The organism is Bacillus sp. 7705b, from assembly GCF_002289525.1.
In the GTDB taxonomy this organism is placed as follows: domain Bacteria; phylum Bacillota; class Bacilli; order Bacillales; family Bacillaceae; genus Bacillus; species Bacillus halotolerans.
The window spans coordinates 34,218-51,030 of the sequence record NZ_NSDH01000048.1 but is presented as its reverse complement, the minus strand read 5'-3'; the positions used below and the strand labels follow the sequence as shown (position 1 = coordinate 51,030).

Annotated in this window: 16 protein-coding genes; 11 read left to right on the top strand and 5 right to left on the bottom strand. The window is 45.4% G+C overall.

Going from position 1 to position 16,813, the window contains the following annotated elements:
* Positions 1–6 precede the first annotated feature (6 nt).
* The 3 genes from CJU60_RS18275 (at position 7) to CJU60_RS18265 (ending at position 2,233) form a co-directional block, all read left to right on the top strand.
* Positions 7–1,296: a Gfo/Idh/MocA family protein gene (locus tag CJU60_RS18275; RefSeq protein WP_095714543.1), complete on the top strand. Its 1,290-nt coding sequence runs from the start codon at positions 7–9 to the stop codon at positions 1,294–1,296.
* 21 nt (positions 1,297–1,317) lie between these two features.
* On the top strand, positions 1,318–1,986 hold the full coding sequence (locus CJU60_RS18270; RefSeq protein ID WP_095714542.1) for a YesL family protein: 669 nt from the start codon (positions 1,318–1,320) through the stop codon (positions 1,984–1,986).
* A gap of 64 nt (positions 1,987–2,050) precedes the next feature.
* The gene (locus CJU60_RS18265; protein ID WP_003325003.1) at positions 2,051–2,233 is read left to right on the top strand and encodes a sporulation protein Cse60; all 183 of its coding nucleotides are present in this window, start codon (positions 2,051–2,053) and stop codon (positions 2,231–2,233) included.
* A gap of 42 nt (positions 2,234–2,275) precedes the next feature.
* Here the strand turns inward: CJU60_RS18265 and opuD are convergent, their stop codons facing one another.
* Together opuD and CJU60_RS18255 are read right to left on the bottom strand one after the other, a co-directional pair.
* Positions 2,276–3,808, bottom strand: coding sequence for a glycine betaine transporter OpuD (gene opuD, locus CJU60_RS18260; protein ID WP_024122541.1), 1,533 nt, complete (start codon positions 3,806–3,808; stop codon positions 2,276–2,278).
* 193 nt (positions 3,809–4,001) lie between these two features.
* Complete coding sequence (locus CJU60_RS18255) at positions 4,002–5,264, bottom strand: BaiN/RdsA family NAD(P)/FAD-dependent oxidoreductase (protein ID WP_095714596.1); 1,263 nt, start codon at positions 5,262–5,264, stop codon at positions 4,002–4,004.
* 204 nt (positions 5,265–5,468) lie between these two features.
* Here CJU60_RS18255 and murJ point away from each other — a divergent pair, with 204 nt between their 5' ends.
* Together murJ and CJU60_RS18245 are read left to right on the top strand one after the other, a co-directional pair.
* Complete coding sequence (gene murJ, locus CJU60_RS18250; protein ID WP_024122540.1) at positions 5,469–7,106, top strand: lipid II flippase MurJ; 1,638 nt, start codon at positions 5,469–5,471, stop codon at positions 7,104–7,106.
* Positions 7,107–7,171: 65 nt separating this feature from the next.
* On the top strand, positions 7,172–7,891 hold the full coding sequence (locus CJU60_RS18245; RefSeq protein ID WP_024122539.1) for a pseudouridine synthase: 720 nt from the start codon (positions 7,172–7,174) through the stop codon (positions 7,889–7,891).
* Positions 7,892–8,016: 125 nt separating this feature from the next.
* Here CJU60_RS18245 and CJU60_RS18240 read toward each other — a convergent pair whose 3' ends face one another.
* On the bottom strand, positions 8,017–8,238 hold the full coding sequence (locus CJU60_RS18240; RefSeq protein WP_003152337.1) for a DeoR family transcriptional regulator: 222 nt from the start codon (positions 8,236–8,238) through the stop codon (positions 8,017–8,019).
* Positions 8,239–8,525: 287 nt separating this feature from the next.
* Here CJU60_RS18240 and CJU60_RS18235 point away from each other — a divergent pair, with 287 nt between their 5' ends.
* Together CJU60_RS18235 and CJU60_RS18230 are read left to right on the top strand one after the other, a co-directional pair.
* Positions 8,526–9,236 (top strand): ABC transporter ATP-binding protein, encoded by a 711-nt coding sequence (locus CJU60_RS18235; RefSeq protein ID WP_095532958.1) that lies wholly within the window; start codon positions 8,526–8,528, stop codon positions 9,234–9,236.
* Positions 9,233–10,390, top strand: a complete 1,158-nt coding sequence (locus CJU60_RS18230) for an ABC transporter permease (RefSeq protein ID WP_095714541.1) — start codon at positions 9,233–9,235, stop codon at positions 10,388–10,390. Before CJU60_RS18235 ends, CJU60_RS18230 begins: the two co-directional genes overlap by 4 nt.
* 35 nt (positions 10,391–10,425) lie before the next feature.
* On the opposite strand, the gene pbuO is transcribed toward CJU60_RS18230, so the two are convergent.
* Positions 10,426–11,724: a hypoxanthine/guanine permease PbuO gene (pbuO, locus tag CJU60_RS18225; RefSeq protein WP_095714540.1), complete on the bottom strand. Its 1,299-nt coding sequence runs from the start codon at positions 11,722–11,724 to the stop codon at positions 10,426–10,428.
* Between the two features lie 96 nt (positions 11,725–11,820).
* Here pbuO and pepV point away from each other — a divergent pair, with 96 nt between their 5' ends.
* Positions 11,821–13,212: a dipeptidase PepV gene (pepV, locus tag CJU60_RS18220; RefSeq protein ID WP_095714539.1), complete on the top strand. Its 1,392-nt coding sequence runs from the start codon at positions 11,821–11,823 to the stop codon at positions 13,210–13,212.
* Positions 13,213–13,244: 32 nt separating this feature from the next.
* Here the strand turns inward: pepV and cysK are convergent, their stop codons facing one another.
* On the bottom strand, positions 13,245–14,180 hold the full coding sequence (gene cysK, locus CJU60_RS18215) for a cysteine synthase A (RefSeq protein ID WP_095714538.1): 936 nt from the start codon (positions 14,178–14,180) through the stop codon (positions 13,245–13,247).
* Positions 14,181–14,328: 148 nt separating this feature from the next.
* On the opposite strand from cysK, the gene thpR reads away from it, so the two are divergent.
* The 3 genes from thpR to CJU60_RS18200 are packed head-to-tail and all read left to right on the top strand — an operon-like array spanning position 14,329 to position 16,796.
* The gene (gene thpR, locus CJU60_RS18210; protein ID WP_095714537.1) at positions 14,329–14,880 is read left to right on the top strand and encodes an RNA 2',3'-cyclic phosphodiesterase; all 552 of its coding nucleotides are present in this window, start codon (positions 14,329–14,331) and stop codon (positions 14,878–14,880) included.
* A 23-nt stretch (positions 14,881–14,903) separates the two neighbouring features.
* Positions 14,904–15,818, top strand: coding sequence for a hypothetical protein (locus CJU60_RS18205; RefSeq protein WP_095714536.1), 915 nt, complete (start codon positions 14,904–14,906; stop codon positions 15,816–15,818).
* Between the two features lie 48 nt (positions 15,819–15,866).
* A complete protein-coding gene (locus tag CJU60_RS18200; RefSeq protein ID WP_095714535.1) occupies positions 15,867–16,796 on the top strand; it encodes a YegS/Rv2252/BmrU family lipid kinase in 930 nt (309 codons plus the stop codon).
* Positions 16,797–16,813: the final 17 nt, after the last annotated feature.

Here is a 16,813-nt window from a genome sequence, read left to right as displayed (position 1 = left end):
GGACCATTGAAAAGCATCGTCATTTGCGGATTAAGCAGCAGAGCCCTCAGCATGTTTATCAAACCGCTGCTCAAACTGTTTTCATCCACTTATGAAATTACGGGATTGCTGGATGCCGATCCGAAACGATTCGCCGTCTGCAAAGAGGCATTTCCGGAGCTTGCACAAGTACCGGAGTATAAAGAAGAAGATTTTGACAATATGATGAGCGTTTCGAAGCCAGACATTGTGATTGTGACGGGAAGGGATGACACCCATGTTACCTATATATTGAGAAGCCTTCAGTGGGATACGGATGTCATAACGGAAAAACCGATGGTGACGACGGTGCAGGATGCAAAGCGGGTGCTTGAGGCAGAAGCGAAAAGCAAAGGGAAGGTTACTGTCGCGTTTAATTACCGCTACAGCCCGTATCATCGGAAAATCAAAGAAATGATTTTAGAAGGAAAAATAGGAAGGGTCACGTCTGTTGATTTGAATTGGTATATTGATACCTATCACGGCGCCAGCTATTTTAAACGCTGGAACCGATCCAGGCAATTTTCCGGCGGCCTTTCTGTCCATAAATCCACACATCATTTCGATCTGGTGAATTGGTGGCTCGGCCAAAACCCGGCGGAGGTATTTGCTTACGGCGAGTTGAATTACTACGGGCCGGACAGTGAGTGGAATCCGCTGCCGGAAGAAGACGGGCGTTTTTGCGGCACATGCCGGGTCAAAGAGAAATGCCATTACTATGCGAGATGGCACCCCCGTGCCTCTAAAGCTTCTGTAAAGGATGATCATCTCAAGGCGGATGCAGACCAGTCAAGCTTATATACCGCATATCGCCCTGACGCGTGCATTTTTGACGAGGAGATCGACATTGAGGATACGTATGTGGCGGCTGTCAAATATGACGGCGGTGCGCTTTTAAGCTACTCGATCACATTTTCCGCTCCGTACGAAGGCTACCGCCTTACGATAAACGGCACAAAAGGACGCATTGAATCAAATGAATTCCATGAGCCTTCCAGAATTCCGTTTGCTTTTCCCGAGCAGACGATTGAGTATTATCCGCTTTTTGAATCGAAGCAAACCATTCAAGTCGTCAAAAACGAGGGAGGACACGGCGGAGGTGATCCGCTTTTGCTTGCTGATCTATTTATAGGCAAAGATCCGCTGCGCCAGTATGACATTTTGGCCGGGGCCGAAGCCGGAGCCTATTCTATCGCGCTCGGTGAGGGAATATGGCGCTCCGTTGTTGAAAAAAAACCAATTGATATTAAACAGCTTTTTCATATGCAAAATGTATAAAAGCGAAGAGGAGGGGCTTTCGTGGAACATGACGGATCAATGGCACGGGTGCTGCGTTTTTGCGAGTGGATCATGAGGTTTGCGTATACCAATTTGCTTTGGCTGCTTTTTACGATCATCGGTCTCGGAGTGTTCGGTGTCATGCCCGCGACTGCCGCTTTATTCGCTGTTATGCGAAAATGGATTCAGGGTCAGGATCACGTTCCGGTGCTGCCGACTTTTTGGCGGGAATACAAAGCTGAATTTCTCCGTTCCAATCTGATCGGTGCTGTACTGGTGTTAATCGGTTTGATCATTTATATCGATTTGGCCTTTATTTACCCAAGCCACTTTTTATTGCATATCCTGCGCTTTGCTATTATGATATTTGGCTTTCTGTTTGTATCAATGCTTTTTTATGTGTTTCCGCTGATCGTCCACTTTGATTGGAAAAAGCGCCTGTATTTTAAGTTTTCCCTCTTGCTGAGTGTGGCGTACTTACAATATACCCTCGTCATGCTTGCGCTGACGGTCGCGCTCTTTTTCCTGCTGGCTTATCTGCCGGGAATTGTCCCTTTTTTCAGCGTCAGTCTCATCAGCTACTGCCACATGAGGATCGCTTATGCCGTCCTGGTGAAGCTGGAGCAGCAGGACCATGAACCGGCAAAGAAACATCCTGCACCAGGAGCTATTTATCCGGAGACGAGGTAAACATTTTCTCTATCATATATTGATTCCAAACGGAATAGATTGATAGAGAAAGGAGAGCGGATAAATGCTGAAGGTGGCAGTGTTTGATGAAGAGCATGAAAAAGATTTGCAAACGGAGATCAATTCATTTTTAAAAGGAATATCGGAAGAGCAGCTGGTTGATATCAAATATACGGTTTCAGCGGCATGTGACCCTGAAGGCGAGCAGCTCTACTGTTTTTCCGCACTCATTTTATATCGAAAATAAAAAAAGATCTTTCCGCGGACTGCGGAAAGATCTTTTTTATGGTTAAGCCTTTTTCACTCTTGGGCTTCTTGGTTTCTGGAATTTCTCTGCTGCTCTAATTTCTTTTCGTTCTCTTGCCAATGCTTTATAAAGGGCAGCAATCATGAGCAGGATAACAATTGAAAATGGCAGTGCCGCCAGAATCGCTGTGTTTTGCAAAGCGGCAAGTCCGCCGGAATACAAGAGCGCAGCTGCCATAGCAGACTGAATGATGCCCCAGCTGAGTTTGACTGAGTTAGCCGGGTTTAATGAACCGTATGTCGTCTGCATACCAAGGACAAATGTCGCTGAATCAGCTGATGTAATAAAGAACACGGCGATCAGGATCAATGCCAGGATAGACGTGATCATTGTCAGCGGATAGTGATCCAGTGTTCCGAACAGCATCGTTTCGGAAGACTGCTTCGCCACATTAAAGATACCTTTTTGCTGAAGGTCCATCGCGGAAACACCGAAAATGGAGAACCATAGGAAAGCCAAAATACATGGTGCCACCAGGACGCCGATCAAAAATTCACGGATTGTCCGGCCTCGGGATACACGAGCGATGAAAATGCCGACAAATGGAGACCAGGAAATCCACCATGCCCAATAGAAAATCGTCCAGCCGTTGATCCATTCACGTTTGCCTGGATCGTTCGGCGCCAGTCTGAAGCTCATTTGAACAATGTTTTGAATATACTGCCCAATTGAATCTGTAAGTGAGTTCATGATCAAAACGGTAGGTCCGACAACCAGCATAAACAGCATCAGCAATCCGGCTAGCACCATATTTGTGTTGCTTAAATACTTAATGCCTTTTCCGAGTCCGCTCCAAGCCGATAGTAAAAAGAGCACTGTTACAATAACAATCAAAATCAATTGAACGATAAAATGATTCGGAATTCCGAATAGGTAATTCAATCCGCCGTTAATTTGAGTTGCGCCGATCCCCAGACTCGTTGCAACGCCGACAACTGTAGCGAAAACAGCAATACAGTCAATCAGTTTACCGATCGGGCCGTTTACTTTATCGCCGAGAATCGGAGTCAGTGTGCTGCTGATTAATCCAGGCGCGTCTTTGCGGAATTGAAAATATGCGATACATAATGCCACGACGGCATAAATGGCCCAAGCGTGCAGTCCCCAGTGGAAAAACGTGTACCGGAGCGCATCTCTGAAGGCTTGGGGGGTTTCTGTTTCACCTGATGGAGAGCTAATTGCGTAATGGCTGATCGGTTCAGCCGCACCATAGAATACTAAGCCGATTCCCATGCCTGCACTGAACAGCATGGCAAACCAAGATAATAACCCGAATTCCGGTTTTTCATCCGGTTTCCCCAGTTTAATTTTTCCAATCGGGCTGACAATTAAAAAGAGACAGAACCCGACAAACAAAGAGACAACTAATAGATAATACCAACCAAATGAATCTGTTATAAACGATTGTGCCGATTGAGACACGTTTTGCAGGCTGTCAGGAGAAATAACGCCCCACAAAACGGCTGCGGCTGTGATGACAATCACAATCCAAAATACACTAGATATATTCTTCAAACATTCTCACCCTCTGACTTTTTTGTGTACGCCTATATCTTCCTCGCAGGCTTAGTATGGTCGTACGATGGCAGATCATTCCTTCCTGTAAATTACCCCGCAATCAGGTGAAACAAAACAAATCTCACCCTAACATTTTTGCGGGAAATTTTCAAATGCCCGGCATGCTGTAAGAGTTTGAAAAGTCTAAGATTTACGTACGGGAAAAGCGTCCGGCATTCAGTCCGGCGAGTCTGCCTGTGACGAGCGCAGATGTGATATTGTATCCGCCTGTATAACCGTGAATATCTAAGATTTCGCCGCAAAAATACAGGCCGTCCATTTTTTTAGACGCCATCTTTTTCGGGTCAATCTCCTTCACCGATACACCGCCTCCTGTGACAAACGCTTTGTCTAGAGACAGCGTGCCGTTTGCGAGAACGGTAAATTGCTTGCAGTCTTTGACAAATTGTCTGAAAGGCTCCTTCGGCAGCTCAGAAAATGATATGTTCGGTGAAATGCCGTTTTTTTCAAGCAGGAAAAGAAGGTAGCGCTCCTGCATCCAAGGCTTCAGCACATTTTTTAACGCTTTTTTCGGCGCGTCTTTCAGCTCCTTGTGCATCTTTTGGAATAGCGTTTCTTCATTGATATCCGGAAACAAATCAATTCTGACGGGCACTTCCGGCTGTTTTTTCAGCTCTTTCACGATAAACTGGCTGCACCTGAGTATGGCGGGGCCTGAGAGGCCGAAATGAGTAAACAGCATGTCCATCTTATGTGTGATAATGGCTTTGCCTTTTTTGTTTAATACACTGACGGCGACACCTCTGAGCGATAAACCCTGCAGTGTTTTTTTCTTAATAAACGGCTCGGCAGATGTGACGGGCACCTCTGTCGGGAACAGCTCTGTTATTGTGTGGCCTGCGGCTTCGGCCCATTCATAGCCATCACCCGTGCTGCCGGTATGGGGAACGCTTTTTCCGCCAACCGCGATAATGACTGCCTGACTATGAATCACTTCGCCATTATTCGTCACAATGCCTGCTGTATGTCCATCTTCATATGTAACAGATTTGATTTTTTCGTTCGTTCTGATCGTCACACGCAGCTGTTTCAGCCTGTTTAAGAGCGCGTCGACAACACTTTGCGCTTTGTCTGTCACCGGAAACATCCGGCCGTGATCCTCTTCCTTCAATTTGATCCCGAGATTTTCAAAAAACTTGATAATATCTTCGTTATTAAATTCAGAAAACGCACTGTATAAAAAACGGCCGTTGCCGGGGATGTGCTTAATAATTTCTTCGACAGGAAGGCGGTTTGTCACATTGCAGCGGCCGCCTCCGGATATGGCAAGTTTACGGCCTAACTTATTTCCTTTATCTATTAACAAAACATCAGCACCCTGTTCTCCGGCTGCAATGGCAGCCATCAGACCTGAAGGGCCTCCGCCGATTACAATTACGTCATACTGCTTCATCTTTATCATCAACTTTCTTTTTACATTTCGTGTGCGGAACGCTGTCCGCAGTACTATTATAGCGAAAGACAGGTTCTGCTTAAACGTATTTTGCCGCAAACTTGCATTGTTCCTGAGATTGCTTTTGTATTTATTACCGTCTATATGCCCAGTTGTGTTAAAATAGAAAAGTTGAATCTTCGTAGAAAATGGTGATGAAGAAACATGTCAAGCAAACTGTTAAGAGGCACGTTTGTGTTAACGCTCGGTACATATATTTCACGGATACTGGGAATGGTTTATTTAATTCCTTTCAGCATCATGGTCGGAGCGACAGGCGGTGCGTTATTTCAATACGGATACAATCAATACACTTTATTTTTGAACATTGCCACAATGGGCTTTCCGGCCGCCGTTTCTAAATTTGTTTCCAAATATAATTCCAAAGGGGATTATGAAACAAGCAGAAAAATGCTGAAGGCGGGCATGTCGGTTATGCTTGTAACGGGAATGATTGCCTTTTTTATACTATATTTATCTGCTCCGTTTTTTGCGGAAATATCGCTTGGGGGCAAAGATAATAACGGTTTGACGATTGATCATGTCGTATATGTCATCCGCATGGTCAGCTTAGCGCTTTTAGTCGTGCCGATTATGAGTCTTGTGCGCGGATTTTTCCAAGGTCACCAAATGATGGGGCCGACGGCTGTCTCTCAAGTTGTTGAGCAGATTGTCCGCATCATCTTTTTATTGAGTGCGACCTTCTTGATTTTGAAAGTCTTAAACGGCGGCCTTGTGATCGCTGTCGGTTATGCAACCTTTGCAGCGCTGATCGGTGCCTTCGGCGGGCTGATCGTATTGTATATTTATTGGAACAAACGAAAAGGCAATCTGCTGGCGATGATGCCTAATACGGGGCCGACAGCAGATTTAAGCTACAAGAAAATGTTTTTCGAGCTCTTCAGCTATGCCGCTCCCTACGTGTTTGTTGGACTAGCCATCCCTTTGTATAACTATATTGATACAAATACGTTTAACAAAGCCATGATTGAAGCGGGGCATCAAGCTATCAGTCAGGACATGATGGCCATTCTGACACTTTACGTGCAGAAGCTCGTGATGATCCCGGTTTCTCTTGCGACGGCATTCGGACTGACCTTAATTCCGACGATCACAGAATCGTTTACAAGCAGAAACTACAAGCTGTTAAATCAGCAGATCAACCAGTCGATGCAGACGATCCTGTTTTTAATTATTCCGGCTGTTGTCGGTATATCGGTATTAGCAGGCCCTGTGTACACGTTCTTTTACGGATCAGAGAGCCTTCATCCTGAATTGGGGAAAGATATCCTGTTTTGGTATTCGCCAGTTGCGATCTTGTTCTCTTTGTTTACTGTCAACGCCGCCATATTGCAGGGCATCAATAAGCAAAAATTTGCGGTTGCCAGTCTTGTGATCGGTGTCGTGATCAAACTTGTGCTGAATGTCCCGCTGATTAAGCTGATGCAGGCTGACGGCGCTATTTTAGCTACGGCACTCGGGTATACTGCTTCACTTATATACGGATTTATCATGATCAAACGGCATGCCGGCTATTCGTATAAAATATTAGTGAAACGGGGCGTTCTGATGCTGCTCTTGTCAGCAGTGATGGCGATAGCCGTTAAAATCGTCCAGTGGGTGTTAAGCTTTTTCATCTCCTACGAGGATGGCCAGCTGCATGCTGCGATCGTCGTGCTGATTGCTGCTGTGGTCGGCGGAGCTGTCTACCTGTATTGCGCTTATCGTTTAGGGTTTTTACAGAAAATATTCGGCCGCCGTTTACCGGGGTTCTTAAAGAAAGGCAGACATGCCGCTGATTAACAGAATATGTTGAAACAGAGGGCTCGCTTGATGCGGGCTTTCTTTTATAGGAAGGAGAGATTGGCATGAGACTAGATAAGCTGCTTGCCAACAGCGGGTATGGTTCGAGAAAAGAGGTCAAATCGATTGTGAAAGCGGGAGCCGTCATGGTCGACGGAAAGCCGGCAAAAGATGTCAAGGCGCACGTGGACCCTGATGCGCAGGAGGTGACCGTTTATGGCGAGCCGATTGATTACCGCGAGTTTATTTATATCATGATGAATAAACCGCAGGGCGTGCTGTCAGCGACTGAGGACAGCCGGCAAAAGACAGTGGTCGATTTGCTGACGCCGGATGAACTTAGATTCGAGCCGTTTCCTGCCGGCCGGCTTGATAAGGATACAGAAGGATTTCTGCTGCTGACAAATGACGGTCAGCTCGCTCACCGGCTGCTATCGCCGAAAAAGCATGTTCCGAAAACGTATGAGGTCCACTTAAAGTCGCAAATTTCGCCAGAAGACATCAACAGCTTAGAGACTGGGGTATTTATTGAAGGCGGCTACAAAACAAAGCCGGCACAAGCAGAAATAAAGGCAAACGATAAAGGGCATACCGTGATATACCTGACGATAACAGAAGGGAAATATCATCAAGTCAAACAGATGGCAAATGCTGTCGGCAATGAAGTCATTTATCTGAAGCGGCTCTCAATGGGACGCGTATCCTTGGATCCTGCTTTGGAGCCGGGAGAATACCGTGAGCTTACAGAAGAAGAACTTGAATGGCTGAACGAGCCGCAAGCATGAAAAAATCCCGCATCACACATGCGGGATTTTTTATTATATATAAGCACACAAAAACAAGGCTAAGAACGTTCCTCGCCCTGTATCTATCAGGCCGCTCACAGGGCGGCCCTATGTAATTTTTAATGTTATGAGGTAATCTTTACTTTCTTTCTCGTTGTCTCCCATTTGCCACGGCTTGGACTATGAACAAGATCATTATATGCTAACACATTTAAGTCTCTTTGAATCGTTCTAGGTGTAATGCCGAATTCGTCAACCAGTTCCTGTGTTGTCACAAGGCCTTTCTCTTGAATAAACATGTAAACTGATTTGATTCGAGTTAGCATACGGTTTGTTGAAGGTTTCAAAAAACCACTCCCTATCATAAGATCGGATGGACTTGACTAACCACAACTCACGACTATCAACTGCGTACGAAATAGCAACTAAGGCAGACATCTGTAATATTTAAATAATTCGCCTTCATTATACACGATTTCGCAGCGGTGAATCTAGGAATAAGTATGATAAATTTTTTCCAATTTGAGTTTGGCCGCCATCCTTGTTGGATTACTATGTATTTCACCACAATATTATTATGGATAAAGAAACTTTTTTTATTCTGATTCGTATGTGATTTGGGGGGTGAGTGAGATTGAGAATGTTGTTGGAAGCATCGATAGAGCAAGCAGGGTATACAAGCCGAAAAAAAGTGCTCACCGATGTTTTATTGGAAGTCAGAGAAGGGGAGCTTGTCGGGTTGATTGGAGCGAACGGCGCTGGAAAAAGTACTGCCATCAAGGCGATACTCGGCCTCTCGCAAGACTTTAAAGGGACTATCGCTTGGAATGATTGCTCGTTTGCTTATATTCCGGAGCACCCGTCCTTTTATGAGGAATTAACGCTGTGGGAGCATCTCGACCTGATCAGCACTTTGCACGGCATTGGTCAGAGTGAATTCGAATACCGTGCCCAAAGTCTTCTTGAAACATTTTCGCTTGATCATGTCATGCATGAGCTGCCGGTGACGTTTTCGAAGGGCATGCAGCAAAAGCTGATGCTGATTCAGGCCTTTCTTTCTAAGCCTGATATGTATGTGATTGATGAACCGTTTATCGGCCTTGACCCGATATCGACAAAACGCTTTGTGGACATGCTGAAGGCTGAGAAAGATAGAGGAGCCGGCATTCTCATGTGCACACACGTACTTGATACCGCGGAAAAAATCTGCGACCGGTTTTACATGATTGATAAAGGTTCTTTGTTTCTTCAGGGAACGTTAAAAGATATTCAAGAGCAAACAGGATTAGACGGGCAGTCATTGCTTGACTGTTTTTATACGGCGATTCAAGGAGAAAAAGCATGAACGGACGGTCTCTCTTTTTTCGAAGGTGGCTGGATTTTTACCGATATCAGTTTAAGGTGCTGCATGCTGTCATTGATTGGACGGTTGCGCTCTACATTGTCCTGCCGGCGCTTGCTTTTGTGATTTATCAGTATGTGGAGTGGACGAATGGAAACGGCCTTCTTTACGAGTGGTCTGAGAGAGTCGAATGGAGATGGTTATACGCTGTCGGTATACTGATTGTTTGCACAGGCTCCATCCATACTTTTTTACTGGAAGCGGACCAGGTGTTTTTGCTGCAAAAGAAAGCGATCATTCGCCAGATGAAACAATACGCATTGGTGTATTCTTTATTGTTCACGTTCGCCAAATGGCTGTTGCTCTTTTTTCTTTTTCTTCCCTTTATCATTGATTCTGTTCGCGTCACGATTCCAGAAAGCGCTGCTCTATTGATCTATGCATTCGGTCTTCATACGCTCTTTTTATCCTTGAAGCAGGACAGGGTCAGAAAACCAAGATCTATTTGGAGACAGATTGCAGACTTTTTTCTCAAGGCTGTGCTTTTGGCGTGTTCTTTTCTCATGATTACCTTTACTGAGTGGCACTTGCTCTCGCTTGCCGGTGTTTTGTCTTTTATTTTTGCTTTCATACGCAGTTTGAAAAAGACGGCTTCATTTTCGGCTTTTGAGGCAGAGGTGCTTGAGGAGAAAAAAATCAGGCTCACTCTTGCAGGTCTTGTAATGATGACGAGCCAAGATGTGAGAATGCCGAGAGTAAAGGACAGGATGAGGAGAAAACCACTATTATTCCGGAATTCTAAAAGGATATTTAAGAAACGGACAATGTATACAATTTATAAAGAATTGTTTTTTAAAGTCATGCTGAGGAATGGGGAGTATGCGAGGCATCTGTATATGCTTTTGTCGGCTTTTACGGTTTTAACAGTCGTTTCCCCGATCGTTCTTAAGGTGATTGCGCTGCTGGTTTATACAGGTGTTTGCCGTTATGTGCTTTCGCTTATTTTTGACAAAGTGATGGATGCGCCGATCTTAATTGGGGCTGATAAGGAAAGTGATGAATATTACCGGGCCAGAAAAAGCTGTGTGAACACGCTGCACTATGCTTGTGTTGCCTGCTGCTTTTTGGCGGCTGCTATCTCTTTTTTGGTGAAATAAAAACCCAAACGGATGCCGTTTGGGTTTTCTGTATGTTATAGAATAAATAGCTGGATGAAAAACAGAACGGCAAATACGAGGACGAGAGGATGAATGTCTCTCCATTTTCCCCGTGCTGCTTTCACAATCGGATACGAAATAAAGCCAAGTGCAATTCCTGTGGAAATGCTTGATGTAAGAGGCATGGTCAGAACAACGAGAAATGCCGGAAATGCCTCGTCCATCTCCTTCCAGTTAATATTCGACACCGAGCCCATCATCAGGCTGCCGACAATAATCAAAGCCGGAGAAGTGATGGCGGATATGCCGGATAAGGCGCTGACAAGCGGACTGAAAAACATCGAAGCTGCAAACAATACCGCGACAGTTAAAGACGTAAGACCTGTTCTTCCCCCGGCTGCAACGCCAGCTGAAGACTCGACAAACGCGGTTGTCGGACTTGTTCCGAATACAGCACCGACTGTGGTCGCCGTTGAATCAGCAAGCAGCGCTTTACGCGCGTTCGGGAGCTTGTTGTTTTTCATCAATCCGGCTTGCTCGGCCACACCGATCATCGTACCGGTCGTATCAAAAATCGTTACCAGCAGAAATGAAAAGACGACAGCGTACAGGCCGTGATGGATCACATCGCCAAAAGCGGAGAACGGATTTGAAATAATCAATCCCTCAGGCAAATGCGGAAAAGACATAAAGCCTTTAGGAAAATGCAGCTGGCCGGTAAAAAACGCGATTAAAGCGGTAGCTGCCATTCCGATAAATAACGCTCCGCTTACATTCAGCACCATCAGGATCACACTGATCAATAAGCCGATCAGCGTTAAGATAACCGCTGGCGAATGTAGGTTGCCGAGTGTGACCAAATTTGATTTATCAGCCGTAATAATTCCCGCCTGCCGTAAACCGATAAACGCAATAAAAAGCCCGATCCCTGTGGTGATGCCGTATTTTAAATTGTTTGGAATCGCTTCTATCAGTTGTTTTCTTAAAGGCGTTAACGATAGAATAATGAAGAGAACCCCTGCTGTGAATACTGCGCTGAAAGCTGTTGCGTACGTGATGCCGCCGCCGCTTGCGCCTACAACGTGATAGGCTAAGTAAGCGTTTAAGCCCATGCCGGGTGCAATGGCAATCGGATAATTTGCAGCCAGGGCCATCCACAGCGTTCCGACAATGGAGGCGATAATCGTTGCGGTAAAGACCTGGTCAAAAGGAACTCCGGCATTCGCTAAAATGACCGGATTCACCACTACAATATAGACCATTGTGAAAAAGGTCGTCAATCCAGCTATGATTTCTTGTTTAATCGATGTTTGCTGCTCTTTTAGATGAAACATAGTAACCTCCAATTACGAACGTTTTAACAAAACACCATTAATATTATTCGTTTTATTTAGTTTTTGCAAGTGATTTATTGCAGAAAGGGGATCATTATGAACTGGGAAGTCGAAGTGATCAGAAAAAAAGATGATTTGATTCGCGATACGCAGGAATTCTTGAGAATCAACAGTGTAATGGACGAAACAACAGCCGGGCCCGGCAAACCATTCGGAGAAGGGGTAAATGCCAGCTTGACCTCTTTGCTTGAGCTTGGAGAAAAAGAAGGATTTTCAGTAAAAAATCTTGACGGGTTCGCCGGTCATATCGAATGGGGCGAGGGTGAAGACATTGTCGGCGTTCTTTGCCATGTTGATGTTGTACCGCCCGGAGACGGCTGGACAAGTGATCCGTTTTCAGCGGACATCCGAAACGGACGGATTTATGCAAGGGGCGCCATTGACGACAAAGGTCCGACGATGGCGGCGTTCTACGCGCTGAAAATCGTCAAAGACATGAATCTGCCGCTTTCTAAACGTGTCAGAATCATTATCGGAACAGATGAAGAAAGTGATTGGAGATGTGTGGAGCATTATTTCAAGCACGAAGAAATGCCGACTCTCGGTTTTGCGCCAGATGCTGACTTCCCGATTATTAACGCGGAAAAAGGAATTATTGATGCTTCACTGCTCATCCCGCACCGCGCAAACGAAGCCGCTTCAGAAACAGTTCTTGCCTCGTTTACATCAGGTCTCCGCTTAAACATGGTGCCAGACGCTGCGGAAGCCGTTATCAAAGGATCAAATATAGAAGAGGTTCTTGCCTCATTTAAAGACATGCTCCGCGCGACAGATCAAAAAGGTGAAGCTGAGATTGAGAATGGGCAGCTGATCTTGCGCATGCACGGACTTTCCTGCCATGCGATGGAACCGAACAATGGAGTGAATGCCGGCATCAAACTGGCAGAATTTTTGTGCCAGTTTGAGCTGGATGAAGCCGGACAGCGTTTTGTTCAAGTCGTGACAGACAAATTTTCAGATGATACGAGAGGAAAGAAGCTGAATATTGACTGTGAGGATGACATTAGCGGAGAGCTGACATTAAATGTCGGAACACTGCGCTATAAAGAAGGGCAAGGAGGCGAGCTCGGAATCAATATCCGCTATCCGGTAACGGCGGAAAGCAAAATGATTCGCGATGCGTTTGAAAGCGCCGCTGAATTTGAGCTTGAAGAATTTAAAGACAGCAAGCCGCATCACGTATCAGCAGACCATCCGCTAGTCAAAACACTGCAAAAGGTATATGAAGGCCAATTAGGCAAAAAAGCTGATTTAATTTCAATCGGCGGGGGAACGTATGCAAGATCTTTGAAAGCCGGCGTCGCATTCGGACCGCTGTTCCCCGGACGTCCCGATAGTGCGCACCAAAAGGATGAATATATTGAAATTGATGATCTCCTCAGAGCGACTGCTTTATATGCGCAGGCCATCTACGAACTTGCAAAATAAAAGGACCGGCTTCTTCTGAAGCCAGTCCTTTTTTACACAAATGACCATAAATCAGTTGATAAATAACGTTCTCCGGTATCAGCTGTCATACAGACAACGACTTGATCAGGAGAGAGACGTTTGGCGGCTTCAATCGCCGCGAAGCAGGCAGCGCCTGAAGAGGGCCCGACGAGAATTCCTTCCTCCGCAGCAAGGCGTCTGGTTGTCGTATAAGCATCCTCATCAGTGATTTTGATAATTTCATCATATACATCTTGATTTAAAACTGGAGGAATGAAGCCTGGGCTTGTCCCAACCAGCTTATGCGCACCCGGTTTTCCGCCTGATAATACCGGAGACCCCGCAGGCTCGACAACATGAACCAAAATATCCGGGAAAAGTTCTTTTAGCGCTTCACCGGTTCCTGTAATGGTCCCGCCAGTACCGGAAGAAGCTACAAAAGCGCCTAGCGGTTTTCCGATTTCTTTTATTGCCCGGAAAATTTCCAGAGCAGTTGTTTTTCGATGCGCGTCAGGATTTGCGGTATTATCAAACTGCATCGGAATGAAGCTGTTCGGAATTTGTTCGGCGAGCTCTTTTGCTTTTTTAATGCTGCCGGGCATTCTTTCCGATCCGGGAGTTAACACAACCTCTGCACCATAGGCTTTGAGGAGGTTGATCCGCTCCTTCGTCATTGTATCCGGCATTACTAAAATCGCTTTATAGCCGCGGGCCGCCGCATTCATGGCGAGTCCGATTCCGGTATTTCCGCTGGTCGGCTCAATGATAACTGAGCCAGGCTTGAGTAAGCCGTTTTGTTCTGCTTCTATGATCATATTGTAAGCGGCTCTGTCTTTCACACTGCCGCTTGGATTGAAAAATTCAAGTTTTAAATAGACTTGTGCTGCGTTTTCCGGCTGAAGCCGATTCAATCTCACAAGCGGTGTATCTCCTATAAGATCAGAAGTGTTTTCAACGATTTTCAACATTGTCATTCCTTTCTGAATAAAACAAGTGTCATATAATATCCTAACATAATAAACGTTTGCGCGAGAGTGTTTTCATATGCGGTTCCTCTATTCGCGCAGCCTCTTTATTGATAAAATAATAGCAGTCAAAGAAGGGAGTGTCAGACGGATGTCAGATATCCGGCCTCATTATTTCATCGGCGTGCCCATTCCGCCGGAAATTGCAAATCCGATTTACCAGGCTGCGAAAAGCGAGCCGGCGCTCACGTTTCAAAAATGGGTGCACCCGCTTGACTACCATATCACGTTAATTTTTCTCGGTGCGGCGGACGAAGCGCAAATCAAGCAGCTTGAAGGCTCGCTTGCCGAGTTAGCTGTTGATGCCAATCCGTTTACAATTGAGTTTGACAAAATAGATGTGTTCGGAGACCGCAGGCAGCCGCGCGTGTTACATTTGGAGCCGAAGAAGAATACGGCGCTCGAAACACTGCGGGAGCATACAAAACAAGCTGTTCTTCAAGCAGGCTTTAAAGTGGAAAAGAGAGCGTATCATCCCCATATGACGCTGGCAAGAAAATGGACAGGCCAAAAGGGATTTCCGGCGCAGGTCCCGTTTAAAAGCGGTGAGGTTTCAACGGCTATTGAACGATTTTCACTTTTTCAGACACACTTAAATCAATCACCAAAATATGAGGAAAAATACAAATTTTATTTAACTTAATTCATGCGGAGTGGAGAAACAAAATGGCACAAATCATCAAAATACATGATTATATATCGAGATATGAACTTGATCCGTACCATTATATGAATCAGTTTATACGGCTGAAAAAAGAGCGCTGGATTTCATTATTAGAAGCAGCGGAGCGCCAGCATGAAGAAAGACAAGCCAGTGCTGAACAGCAAAAACCGGTGCAGAAACGAAAAAAATTTTCATTGAAAAGAAGAAAAGAAGAGATAGAAGCCGATATACAAGAAGAGAGACACCAATGGTTTGAGGAAGAAGACGATCTGAACGTAAGGCTGCCGAAGAGCAGGATGGCGCTTGCTTCCTTTTATAAAAGACATTTATATGAATTTCAGCTCAAATGGGCAAGCTCTACTCTTTCCGAGATGTCAAATCTGTCAAACCAGGTGAAGCAGGACCGCATTTTGCGTTTTCTGGCCCAGCAGCTTCCTGATTCTTATTTTATTATGTATAAGCCTGTGTTCAAAATTCAGCAGGCGGCAGTAGAATTAAGCATAGTGATCATTTCACCTCTTGACATTTTTTGCGTTTCTTTTATAGAGGCAGAGGAAGACAGTGTGTACATAGGATCTAAACATCGTTTTTGGGAGAAGAAAACAGGCTCTCAGACTGAATCGGTATTAAATCCGGCGTTGAGTCTGTTTCGGACGGGATCTGTTGTGTCGAAGATCGTAAAGGAAAAAGGCGCTGATATTCCAGTCTCGAAATTACTCCTGAGCAGAACGTCATACATCGATTACCCCGAGCCGCCGTACGGTCTGGAAATAGTGGACAAACGGGGCTTGGCGGATTGGATGGAGAGGCAGAAGAAAAACACTGCTCCGATAAAACATCATCAATTAAAGGCTGCAAAGGCTTTGTTGTCTTATTGCCTGTCAGACTCCTATCGCAGACAAGAGTGGCTGGAGTAAAGCAGAACGATTTGAGCGGTTTTCTCATAACATAAGCAGGTGAGAAAGATGAGCCAATGGTTTTTTATTATTAATCCGGCAGCAGGGCATCGAAAAGGCCTGCGTGTTTGGAAGTCGATACAAAAGGAATTACTGAAACGAAAGATTGAGCACCGCTCATTTTTAACTGAACATCCGGGACACGCCGAGGTTCTCGCCCGGCAGATTTCAACAATACAGGAACATAAGCTGAAACGCCTGATCGTTATCGGCGGAGACGGAACGATGCACGAAGTCGTCAACGGGCTGAAAGATGTTGACGATATCGAACTGAGTTTTGTGCCGGCTGGCGCGTACAATGATTTTTCCAGAGGATTCTCCATTAAGAAAATAGATCTGATTCAGGAAATCAGACAGCTGAAGCGTCCGTTAACGCGAACGTTTCATTTAGGAAGCATTAATTTGCTTCAGGATAAATCGCAGGTTCTTTATTTTTTGAATCATATCGGAATCGGCTTTGACGCATATGTCAATAAGAAGGCGATGGAATTTCCATTAAAACGGGCGATCCATTTTCTGCGCCTCCGCTTTCTTGTCTATCCGCTTTCCCATTTGTACGCGTCGGCTACCTTTAAGCCGTTTTCGTTGGCCTGTACAATTGAAGGAGAGACACAGGAATTTCATCATGTCTGGTTTGCGGTCGTCTCCAATCATCCGTTTTATGGAGGCGGCATGAAGGCGGCCCCGCTTGCGAATCCGCGCGAACAGGCATTTGATATTGTCATCGTTGAGAATCTGCCGTTTTTGAAAAAGTATTGGTTGTTATGCTTGATGACATTTGGAAAACACACCAAAATGGACGGCGTGACGATGTTTAAAGCGAAAGACATTACGTTTTACACGAAGGACAAAATTCCGTTCCATGCTGACGGAGAAATCATGGGTACAACCCCATTCCGTCTGGCATCGAGTCCCTCACCCTTACGGATCAAAACATAAACGTTTTTGGAGGAGAG